We start from the raw sequence: 11,006 nt of genomic DNA, 5'->3' as shown, positions 1-11,006 counted from the left end.
TCACCGCTAATTCTTCAAACGTAATCAATTGGTTTTCTTTGACCAGTTTAGTGGTTAGCTTGTGAGTAAAATCTTTTCTAGCGTCCTTGATATTTGCGTGTATTTTAGCTACCTTTAATCTGGCTTTGTAACGATTATTGGAACCTTTTTGTTTTCGTGACAAAGCCTTTTGATATTTGGCCAGTTTTTTCTTGAGTTTTTTGAAATGTTTGGGATTAGTGATTTTATCCCCGTCACTGGTCGTGATTAAACTAGTAATTCCTAAATCAAAACCAACTTGTTTATCCGTCACAGGCAAACTCAAGTCTCTATGATCATTAAACCTGATTGAGATATGCCATCGATTAGATGGATCTAAGTTAACTGTAACGGTAGTTGGTTCGCAGTTTATAGGTAATTGACGACTCCAACGAATAGGCAAAGGTTCTTGGCATTTAGCAAGATAGATCTGACCATCTTTCCATTTAAATGCCGATTTGGTAAATTCTGCACTACCACCGTTGCGTTTTTTCTTGAAGTTGGGATATTTGGCACGACCTGCAAAAAAATTAGTAAAAGCAGTTTGAAGATGTCTTAACCCCTGTTGAAGTGGAACACAACTGACTTCATTTAGAAAAAACAAGTCATCCTGTTTTTTCCATCCTGTCAACATTGAAGAAGTTTCTTTATAACTGATTCGTTTTTGGTGTTCATACCATCCTTTTGTTCTAGCGCATAAGGCTTTGTTGTAAACAAGTCTTACACAGCCTAGAGTTCTCCTCAACAGATTGTCTTGTTCAGGATTTGGGTAAAAACGGTAACGGTAAGCTTTTTCTACCATGCTTACATTTTAAAACATTCCATGTGAATTGTAAACTGAACATAACTTCTCGTCCTCCCTTTCCTCTCACCGTTATAGCCGAAGGCTATAACGGTGAGAGGAAAGGGAGGCAGAAAGATGAAATTACAATCGGTAGTGGTAAATATTTCGTGGTTTGGCTACGGTCTGGTAAAGGTAACGGAAGCTGTTACGGTCGATGCCCGGTATTACCCGGGGCACCTCCGATTCAGAACCGGACGTGAGACTTTCATCTCATCCGGCTCCTGGATATTCTCCCCCTTAGGGGTGCAAAGAGTGTATCTGTTGATGGCAGCTTTGATGAACTGCTAATAAGTTCTTTTTAGACCAATTGTCGTGGTTTCCATCAATGTGATGGAGGTGTACAGATTCGTCTTCTAAAAACTTCAATCCACAGTGTCCACAGGAATGGTTTTGCTTTTTCAATGCGTCGGAGATAGTATCAGAGTATAGGCGTGAATTCCTTTTACTCCAATAGACTAAGTCGCCGTCGTAGGGTGACTTAGTCCCCTTTACGTTCACGTGTTGGTTTTGTCTGTATCCTACTTTTGGGAATGCCTTTTGACATAGTTCATTTGCTCTATACCGACTTACTTTCTTTTCCTTTCGGAACTTTCGGTGGGCAGTGAGGTTCATGAACCATAGCGAATCCCTAGAGCTGCTCATATCACAACTGTTGTGGTGATTACGCCATCCGCGAACGATAGGGGCTAGCTTTTTGGCTTTTACTTCAGCACCATAGTTTGAGTTGTTGACTACGGCTTTAATCTTTTGGCGGATTGCTCTATGATTTTCCTCTGAGGGAATGCATGAGAACTTTCCGTCTTTTCTGACGCGGAATTTCCACCCCAGAAAGTCAAATCCGTCTGTCGTTTTAGTTAGCTTGGTCTTTTCTTCACTGATTTCCATCCCTCTTTCTGCCAAAAAGTTTTTAACTTTTTGGAGGATTTTATCAGCGTCGTCTTTTGGCTTTAGTATAAACACCATATCATCTGCGTATCGCAGGCTGGTGTGTATATCTTCTATTCCGTTGAGTGCGATATTGGCTAATAGTGGGCTGACTACCCCGCCTTGGGGAGTTCCCTGCTCCGGGAATTCTGGATTGATGCCTGCTTTGAGACACCTGAAAATCCCCATTCTCAGGCATGCAGGGGCTAGCAATCTATCCATGATGGAGGTGTGGGAAATGCGGTCAAAGCATTTCTTGATGTCTAGTTCGATGACGCGTTTGTTGATGCCGTTACAGTTTGATTTTAGTTGGTCAAATAAACGTTTTTGGACATCTTGTGCGCATCTACCTGTTCTGAATCCGTAGCTGTTGCCACTAAATGTGGCTTCATGTGCAGGTTCTAGAGCGAATTTTGCTAAACATTGCCATGCTCTGTCGGCTATGGTTGGTATCTTAAGCATCCGGATTTTCCCGTTCTTTTTCTTGATTGGGACTTCACGGAGTCGGCTATGCTTCCAGTCGGAGGCATAGTCGTTCAATGCTTCAACCAGTTCCATGCGTTGTCTGTAATTGAGGCTTGACTTGCCATCAATTCCAGCTGTCTTTTTTCCCTTATTTAGCTGTGTCACTTGGCGGACTGCAAAAAGCTGTGCTGCTCGGGATTTCATTATCAGTTTCTGTAGAGACCGGGCTTTCTTCAAGTCACCAGCTCGAACTGCTTTATATACTCGTTTTTGTAGGCGGAAAAGATTCTGGCGGAGTTTCTTCCACTTTTGGCTTTTCCAGAGGTCGCTATATCTATTTGACATGCGTCTACCTATGCTCTCCTAGAACTTGTATACTCTGAATACCCGTCACCAGTTTCCGGTGACATCCTACCCGACAGTGAGGATTAAGTTTGACATAACTTACTGTAGGTTCGACCTGTCTACAGACTCATTATTGCTGTCGTTTTTACTTGTTCCATTCACTAGATTGTTATGGTGATTTAGGGCAGTCCAATTCGCCTATTCCCACATCGGAGATTACAGTCGTCAATTTTAGAACACTGTGATGATAATCGGGAATAAAGTCTCGCTTTGGCTCTATCAGATTGCGGCTCATTCGTTAGACGCTTTTTCAGGACTTTTGCTACTGTTACCCTTGTCACCTTCCCCGTTAGCGCCAGTGTCTAGCATCTGAGACTAGTCTGATTGCGCCCTGGTGCCAGCTTCACTCTGTAAGAATGTCAGTCTACTCGGTGTGGCCAAGGTAGGGAGTCATTTATCTCCTAAAGGAGCGGGTTTTCACCGCTATCCAATGAACAGTTATAACACTATGGGATATTTTCCCGCAGGTTACCTAAGTCATACCCCTCTAGTTTCTAGAGGCTCCTACTTAGAACAAGCCGCACAAAATCACGAATTGTGTACCACTACCAACTCCCCAAAGCTTTCATAAGGTAGTAGCAGCACCATCGTCACATGCTAGAGAGGCACAACTATCTTGGATATCGATCTATTTGAAAGTTTCTGTCCCGGCTTCGCTCCTCGAACCTTTGATCCTCGTATCTTCGTTCCTCGAACCTTTGACGGTTATTGTCCCAGTTCATATCCGAACGCAGATCCCTTTCAAATTGCTGCAAAATCCTGCCCAAAACATCTTTCATATTCTCCTTATCGTCATAGTTGTAGGTACGACACTCTCTGGTGTTGTAGTAGTTACGGCGGTCTGCAACCTGACGCCGCTGACCTCTGTAGCGGCGACCGTAATATCCATGACGATAGCCACGGCTAAACTCGCCCCCTGCGCTGCGCTCTTCATAAGCTATACCCCTCCTGGCATCACGTCGCCCCTCTTTATAACCATCATCGTAAGCTTCACGGTGGTTAGCTGCATCCTTCTCAACGTAGTAACGGGGGACACGGTAACAGTATCTGATCCGATCCGCTTTTACTTCAGAAGGAAACAACAGAAGTCCCGAGAGTGTAGCGAAAATGAGTAGAGTAGTAGAACCGATTTTTTTCATTGTGCTACCTCCTAATATATTTGGGATATTTGTTCTCTAGATATCCGTAAATACACTGTGGGTTCCTGGAATTTTCGATCTCGAAATAAAACTTAATATTAAGAGTACAAAAAGATAGTAGGTAAACCAGACTAAAAACCTCAGTATAGTCTCACTAATTTCAGGTAAAATTCGATCGCTTGCTCTGTTAACCTGGGATTCAGTGGTAAAAATGACTATTCGGATTGGCAACGGTTACGATATCCATCAATTGGGCAAAGGTCGCCGTCTGATTCTCGGAGGTGTAGAAATTCCTCATGAATTGGGATTAGTCGGTCACAGTGATGCCGATGTCCTAACTCACGCCATCATGGACGCCATGCTAGGAGCCCTGAGTTTGGGCGATATTGGTCATTATTTCCCCCCAACTGACGAAAAATGGGCGGGTGCGGATAGTTTGGTATTGTTGAGTCAGGTGAATCAGTTGATCCAATCCCATGGCTGGCGGATTGGCAATATTGATTCGGTGGTGGTGGCGGAGCGTCCTAAGCTTAAGCCTCATATTAAGACTATGCGCGATCGCTTAAGTGTAGTGCTAGAGCTGGAGCCTGACCAAATTGGCATTAAGGCAACCACTAATGAAAAGTTGGGTCCGGTGGGACGTGAAGAGGGAATTGCCGCTTATGCTGTAGCGTTGTTAGTGAGAGATTGATAGTCAGAGATTGATCGCACTTTGCACCACAAAGAAATAGTGATTGAATGGTTATTGCGATCGCATTTCTAGATAAAAGACTCTGCTTCTATAATAATGGTTCAAACCTCTTATAACTGGCCCAGTTTGTTGCAACAGTTGTTGGATGGGCAATCGTTATCCAGTGACCAGGCATCACAACTGATGCAGGGATGGTTGAATGAAGAAATTCCCACTGTGTTATCTGGGGCACTTTTAGCAGCTATCCAGGCTAAAGGCGTGTCCGCTACAGAATTGGCAGGGATGGCTCAGGTGCTACAATCCCAGTCTTTGCAGAAGACAACCATTGAACACAACCAACCCGTTATTGATACCTGTGGTACCGGTGGGGATGGCGCGTCTACCTTTAATATCTCTACCGCAGTAGCCTTTGTAGTGGCTGCAGCTGAAGTGCTGGTAGCTAAGCATGGTAATCGTTCTGCCTCTAGTAAAGTCGGTTCAGCTGATGTGCTCGAAGCCCTAGGAGTAAATTTATCAGCAGCACCGGACAAGATTCAGGCAGCCCTGGATGAGGTAGGGGTAACCTTTTTGTTTGCTCGGGGTTGGCATCCAGCCATGAAAGCAGTGGCACCATTACGGCAAACCCTCAAAGTACGGACAGTGTTTAACTTGTTAGGACCATTGGTAAATCCCCTGCGTCCTACCGGTCAGGTAATCGGTGTTTATGCTCCCAACTTTGTAGAGACTGTAGCCCAATCCTTGTGTTTGATGGGTACTGCCAACGCAATAGTTCTCCATGGTAGGGAAAAATTAGATGAGGCGGGATTGGCAGATGAAACTGACTTGGCACTGCTATCGGGGGGTGAGGTGCGACTTTTGAGTCTGAATCCAGAACATCTCGGTCTAACTCCTGCCCCTACTGAGTCCCTACGAGGCGGTGATGTAGCGGAAAATGGGGAAATTTTACGGAATGTTTTGCAAGGTAAAGGAACACCAGCCCAGCAGGATGTGGTGGCGTTAAATGCCTCATTAGCCCTTCAAGTCGCCGGTGTTATACCTCTCGAAGACCACACAGCAGGGATTGCGATGGCAAAGGATGTTATGGCTAGCGGTGCTCCTTGGTTGAAGTTAGAGGAGTTGGTGAAGTTTTTAGCTTGACTCACCAGCAGCCCCAGGTCTGACCTGTAAGGGTCACCTGGGATGATTGGCTGAGGGTGCTACCCAATGTCGAGATCCAAGGAAGTTACCTATTCCCTATTCCCTTCACCCAGCGCTAAGCGTGAATGACTGGAGATATTTTCCCCACTCCACTGCCAAAGGAATTTCTGTAAAGGGAACTTTGACTGGATCTATGGGTTTGAGGAACTGAAATTCTAATGCGATCGCACGACCTTTATGGGGTGGTTGCTCTAAGTCAACCACTTGATTATCAACCACCAAGTTGATTGATTTAACCTCTTTGAGGGAAAAGGTTTCTAGATTTACTGGTTCCTTTCTAGTGGGTTTACCCCAAGTCAGGTCACTACCGTTTTGACCAAGCACCGCACGAATATCATACTTTGCCCGTTCAAACTGTTCAGCCCAACGGCGATAAGCTTCAATCTTTTGGTATTCGTTCCAACCTGACCAGGCCAGCCAGCAAAAAGCTGCTAGCAGAGGTAACCATAGTAAACCACGTTCCATTCAGTTTTTTGGATCTTTAAAACTACACTATAGTAAGAATATATAGCAGTTCTGAATTGCTTGAAGTATCTCGTCCTGGATTTTAGGGAGTAGGGAGTAGGGAGTAGGGGTCATAAAATTAAATCGACCCCATAAGTTATGATTGCTGATAGCTTAGCACTCAATGTCGTTTTATGATGACTTGAGCAACCCACTAAGTTTGTTGCCAGTTCATGCGGTTGCGAATTAATCTTTCTGTCATCTTCGCTAACTGGTCTAGTTTAGCTTTCTTTTCCGTCGCACTTTTCTCATAGTTCCGCTTCCGGATCAAAGCCGCACGGGCTAAGTCTTCTCTATTGTTTTTAAGAGCTTGAATTGCAACTTGCTGCCAGACATTGATTTCTTGAAGTTCCTGTTTATACTTAGGTTGAATCTCATCCCAAACCACCCTGAGATCAGATAATGCTTGATTAAGTAACTGAGTTGTATCGTCTTGCTTTGCTCCCTGAAGTGCTTGTTTTATAGCTTCGTACAAACCATCGATATTCGCATTACTAATTACCGGAATAAAATCCTTGACTTGCTGGCTTTCATTTTTGCCAGTCTTGCACCAATTAGCAAAGTGTTCACAGTTATTAAAAATTAGGTTATATTGCCTTTCCCCTAATCGACTTTCTGCCCGACGAATCACAACATCTGGAATTAAACAAACTGAGTACTGTTTGACATAAACTTTTGTTTCACCTAGAGCAAAGGTAGCCATAGAAGTACGTTCAATTGTGTCAGTATTTTTGCGGTAGTGGATCACACTACCGTCTCCACAGTCAATACCATGATGTTGGTAAACTCCTTCAAAGTTAAGAAACTTTTGGAATACGTAAATTTGATCTCCTCGCGCCATTATTTTCTATTGGTTTTATCCGGCACTAATCAACTAAAGTTTATCAAAACTATAGCCCTCCATTGTCAAAGGAAATATCCTCCTTGCTGGGAATTATCGGCATTTGATTAGAATCGGAAACATCTACTGAATTATTCTCTTGTGGCTGCTGGCGGCTTATGCGAATTTGGTTTAGGCGCGCTCCAGAAGCAGACACAACGGTCAATTCTAGATTTTCATAATTTAAGGTTTCACCGGGTACAGGAATTTTCTGAAACTTGTCGAGCAGAAAACCCCCCAAAGTGTGATAGTCATCAATTACAGGTAGGTTTAAATCCAAAAGTTCGTTGACTTCTTCCATATTCATCTGAGCTTGCACCAGGAAGGTATACTCGTCCAGAATTTGTACCGTCAAGTCCTCGGTTATATCAGATAATGGTCCATCACCAATAATTTCAGCAATTAAATCCTTGAGGGTGACTAATCCAGCTGTACCTCCAAACTCATCCACCACCATCACCATTGCCAAATGCGATCGCTGCATCATCGGCAGTAATTCACTCAATGGGGTAGTTTCTGGGACAAACTTAGCTGGGCAAATCGACCATTTAATCGGTGTCTGAAGTCCTAGCTTCCCTTTAGATAAAGGTTTAGCCAATTTTTTGAAGTCGATAATTCCACGAATGTCATCTAGGGATGCCCCAATCACAGGATAGCGAGAGTGACTAGTCTTAGCAACTTCCTCTAACAATATTTCGAAGGTTGCTGCATGGGAAATAGCAATAAGACTGGTACGGGGAACCATTACCTCTGCAGCTGTTACCTCCCCAAACTCAAACACATTTTTCAGTAGCTTTCTCTCTTCTGCTTCGAGTCCAATAGACTCCCGTTCAGTGGTAATAATCAGCTGCAACTCTTCCGGTGTTACACGGCTATACCAACCTTGACCAGAATATTGAACACCCACCAGCCTCAGGAGCCAGCGGGTAGATTGATTCAAAATCTGGATAAAAGGATTGAAAAACCTGGCAATTACCAGACTGGGTGGCCCCAGAAACCGTGCTAGTTGTTCTGAGTAAAGTAAAGCCAGGGATTTGGGGCAAAGTTCCCCCAAAACAATTTGTAGATACGCAATCATGAAAAATGCCACCAGGATTGCTAGGGAATGGGTAATAACTGGAGTTAGAGCTGGCGGTAGTGGTAGCTTGGCTATCCCAGCTGCTACTAAGGTTGCCATGGTAGTCTCCCCAATCCATCCCAGAGCAAGGCTCGAGAGGGTAATCCCTAACTGAGTTGTAGATAGTAATCGGTCAATGCTCTGTTGCAAAGCCTGAACCGTCTTTGCTTGCACGTCACCCGCATCTACTAATTGGCTAATCCGCGATCGCCGTACCGCCACCATGGAAAATTCAGCCGTAACAAAAAAAGCATTGATGGCTATCAGCAGTAGCACTGATAACAATCCCAGGAAAACCTCTCCCTCAGAGAGGCTAATAGAAGCATCCACTGTTAGAAGAACCATCAGGTTGGCAACCATAGAAAAAGTGAAAGGTCAAAGCAAATAATTTTCATTTTTTGCTGGTTATGGTTGCCTTTTGATGTGTCTTCCTAGACCTAGGGCAGCTTGGTATGGAGTTATCGCTTACCATCAAAAACTTATCAGTTGTATTATGGGGTTTTCAGTTGTATGACTAGCATTTCCTTGAGCTAGTTCAGGAGTGCCAGTCAAGGGAATTTAAACTGGCTGGCGAGACTGGCTGGTGAAACTTACTGCCGAAACTGGCGCGCGTTGTTTCCTGTGAACATATGTTTTACCATAACTTTAACGTTTTATGCTTAATAAGCATTCCCTCGACCTGCTTCCTTATTTAACTACAGGAATCTGAGACATTTTCAACTGTAGTTTTTGATCCGGATAATCAGTCAGTGTCAGGGAAAGCTTCTCGGAGTTCTCTAGTAAAGCTGTCGGTATGCTCACTGTTCCAGAAAACTCCTTGCCATTAGCCGGTAATTCTCCTGGTAAGCCTTCCGTAATTGCACTTAGGGCACGACCACGATCATCGGTAACATTCAAAAAGCTGTACAGAAACCTGACTGGATTAGAACTCTGATTCTTCAAGCTGACATCCAACATTAAAGAACCCTCTTGCACACTGGCAGAATTTACCGCTAGGGTGACTCCCTTATCCTGACTTTTAACCGGTAAATTTAGCTTAGGGTTTTTCCGAGTGAAGGATGCCTCTTGAGTCAATACATCAGACGATGACTCCTTCTGAGCGGGCTTAGACCAACTAATTTGCTTAGTTCTCTGGCTGTTTTTCTTAGCCGGAGGATTTTTACCCTTATTGTGTATGTGGGCGTGAACGTTAACCAAAATATCCTTCTCGCTCACAATCAAGACCCCTTCTTTACCAGAAGAAGAGCCCTTATTTCCTGTCAACTTTTTCTTAGGGTTAGTATCCGGTTGAGTAACTCCTTTTAGGGCTTCGTGACCGAGAGAGAATCCCCAAAAGGCACTCACGACACCTGCACCTAACATCATGGTCAGTAGAACTATGGTTAGCGCTACAGTTGTGTTGAATTTCATAGGGTGATTAACGTTATTCCGAATTACCGAACTTTTCGTGCTGTATTATAGTCCTGCTATACAGCTAGACTATCTTATGTTCTGTGAATTATCGGATAAATCGGGAATTTCTAGTTAGTGGTGTTGCAATAACCTGATTCAGGCTACCATAATAGAAAGGAATGACCCAGGGTTGGCCGAGCGGTTGAGGCAGCAAACTCATAATTTGCCCTAGGCAGGTTCAACTCCTGCACCCTGGATTGAACACTTGCAGTCAGCTACTACTATCACCCCATACTGATCAACGCCCATACTCATCTGCGCAGCTGTGGTAAAGGCTGCGGTGCCAAGAAAAATTCTTGGTTTTCCACTTGGATGGGGATATCACTAGATTGTTCTAGCAACCGTAGGGAAGTATTGTAAGGGTTTGGTAAATCCAGAGTACGAATCACAGGGCCACTGGAAACTTGCTGCTCTAGTACATCCCGATAAAGATTAATCACACGCTCAGCATCCCGCTCAAGTGCCAGTTCTGGAAAAGCAGGTGGCCATCCAGAACCGAAAATTGTATCGATTTGACTCTTGATGCTCCTGTTTTCGAAAAAGTCCCCAGAGTCATTAAAAAAAGCGTTTTCAAAAGCCTCAGGTAAAGTTACTAGAGGAATTAGCTCCAAGTCCTCTGAATTAGTTTCTGCTATGGCAGCACCTGCTCCTAGACTAGCAGTGGCTGCTATAACTACAACGCTAAACAGCTTTTCCCAACGCATTTGCATCGCAATCACCCGTAGTTTTCCTCAATAGTATCCGATAGTGACATCCTCCCGACGCTCACCCGAAGCGGGTAGAGCGCGGGCTTCCCAAGATCGCTCTTGAGGTTTCCTGCTTGATCGGGGTTCCCAGGCAACCATCCTCCACAGGCAGTATCACCGTCTGTCCAACGGCTACAAGACCTCGTTGTGCCACCACCTGAGCGGCAGCGACATCTCGGTCAGTTATATATCCACATTCAGGGCAATGATGCACTCGTTCACTCAGTTCCTTTTTACCAGTATGCGCTCCACATTGAGGGCAGATCTGGCTGGTGCGATTAGGGTCAACCTTGGCAAAGAAAACACCTCGCTTCCAGCAAACCCACTTGAGAATTTCCAGGAAGCTACCCCATGCCGCATCCAAACAATGCTTTGCCAACATGCCGCGACTGGTGATCAAGAGATTCAAGTCCTCAGCAAAAATCATTCCAGCCATGTCGCAAAGTTTGTGAGCCGTCAGGAAGTGGAACTCTCGGCGAACGTTGTGGATGTGTTCATGCAATGCACGAATCTTGGCTTGAATCTTCCGGTAGTTAGCAGAACCCTTTTTCTTGTTTCTCAATTTGCGTTGCAGCCATCGAAGCTTGCTTTGCAAATCCACGAAAAAGCGAGGGCGTTCTACCA

11 protein-coding genes and 1 tRNA gene are annotated in these 11,006 nt (G+C 44.5%); 3 read left to right on the top strand and 9 right to left on the bottom strand.

Annotation, left to right across the window (positions count from 1 at the left end; genetic code table 11):
• The 3 genes from F6K52_RS24245 to F6K52_RS24235 form a co-directional block, all read right to left on the bottom strand.
• Positions 1 to 820, bottom strand: an 820-nt coding sequence (locus tag F6K52_RS24245) for a transposase (protein ID WP_293083948.1), incomplete at its 3' end; no start/stop codon positions are given.
• Between the two features lie 279 nt (positions 821 to 1,099).
• Complete coding sequence (locus tag F6K52_RS24240) at positions 1,100 to 2,596, bottom strand: reverse transcriptase domain-containing protein (protein WP_293083945.1); 1,497 nt, start codon at positions 2,594 to 2,596, stop codon at positions 1,100 to 1,102.
• A gap of 671 nt (positions 2,597 to 3,267) precedes the next feature.
• Positions 3,268 to 3,795: a hypothetical protein gene (locus F6K52_RS24235; RefSeq protein ID WP_293083943.1), complete on the bottom strand. Its 528-nt coding sequence runs from the start codon at positions 3,793 to 3,795 to the stop codon at positions 3,268 to 3,270.
• Between the two features lie 211 nt (positions 3,796 to 4,006).
• Between F6K52_RS24235 and ispF the strand changes: the two genes are divergently transcribed.
• Together ispF and trpD are read left to right on the top strand one after the other, a co-directional pair.
• Positions 4,007 to 4,486 (top strand): 2-C-methyl-D-erythritol 2,4-cyclodiphosphate synthase, encoded by a 480-nt coding sequence (gene ispF / locus F6K52_RS24230; RefSeq protein WP_293083941.1) that lies wholly within the window; start codon positions 4,007 to 4,009, stop codon positions 4,484 to 4,486.
• A 96-nt stretch (positions 4,487 to 4,582) separates the two neighbouring features.
• A complete protein-coding gene (gene trpD, locus F6K52_RS24225) occupies positions 4,583 to 5,623 on the top strand; it encodes an anthranilate phosphoribosyltransferase (protein WP_293083939.1) in 1,041 nt (346 codons plus the stop codon).
• A gap of 105 nt (positions 5,624 to 5,728) precedes the next feature.
• Here the strand turns inward: trpD and F6K52_RS24220 are convergent, their stop codons facing one another.
• The 4 genes from F6K52_RS24220 to F6K52_RS24205 all read right to left on the bottom strand — a co-directional run bounded on the left by F6K52_RS24220 (position 5,729) and on the right by F6K52_RS24205 (position 9,594).
• Positions 5,729 to 6,148, bottom strand: coding sequence for a hypothetical protein (locus F6K52_RS24220; RefSeq protein ID WP_293083936.1), 420 nt, complete (start codon positions 6,146 to 6,148; stop codon positions 5,729 to 5,731).
• A gap of 193 nt (positions 6,149 to 6,341) precedes the next feature.
• The gene (locus F6K52_RS24215; RefSeq protein WP_293083932.1) at positions 6,342 to 7,028 is read right to left on the bottom strand and encodes a lecithin retinol acyltransferase family protein; all 687 of its coding nucleotides are present in this window, start codon (positions 7,026 to 7,028) and stop codon (positions 6,342 to 6,344) included.
• A 49-nt stretch (positions 7,029 to 7,077) separates the two neighbouring features.
• On the bottom strand, positions 7,078 to 8,529 hold the full coding sequence (locus F6K52_RS24210) for a hemolysin family protein (protein WP_293083929.1): 1,452 nt from the start codon (positions 8,527 to 8,529) through the stop codon (positions 7,078 to 7,080).
• Positions 8,530 to 8,871: 342 nt separating this feature from the next.
• Complete coding sequence (locus tag F6K52_RS24205) at positions 8,872 to 9,594, bottom strand: hypothetical protein (protein ID WP_293083926.1); 723 nt, start codon at positions 9,592 to 9,594, stop codon at positions 8,872 to 8,874.
• Between the two features lie 166 nt (positions 9,595 to 9,760).
• Between F6K52_RS24205 and F6K52_RS24200 the strand changes: the two genes are divergently transcribed.
• A tRNA-Ile gene (locus F6K52_RS24200) sits at positions 9,761 to 9,833 on the top strand.
• A 54-nt stretch (positions 9,834 to 9,887) separates the two neighbouring features.
• Here F6K52_RS24200 and F6K52_RS24195 read toward each other — a convergent pair.
• Both F6K52_RS24195 and F6K52_RS24190 read right to left on the bottom strand, forming a co-directional pair.
• Positions 9,888 to 10,355 carry a hypothetical protein gene (locus tag F6K52_RS24195; RefSeq protein ID WP_293083923.1) on the bottom strand — a complete coding sequence of 156 codons (468 nt, stop codon included), beginning with the start codon at positions 10,353 to 10,355 and terminating at the stop codon, positions 9,888 to 9,890.
• Between the two features lie 46 nt (positions 10,356 to 10,401).
• A partial coding sequence (locus F6K52_RS24190) for a transposase (RefSeq protein ID WP_293083920.1) occupies positions 10,402 to 11,006 on the bottom strand: 605 nt, incomplete at its 5' end.

Source organism: Moorena sp. SIO3H5 (genome assembly GCF_010692395.1).
Classification (GTDB): domain Bacteria; phylum Cyanobacteriota; class Cyanobacteriia; order Cyanobacteriales; family Coleofasciculaceae; genus Moorena.
This window is presented reverse-complemented; position numbering and strand designations above follow the sequence as displayed.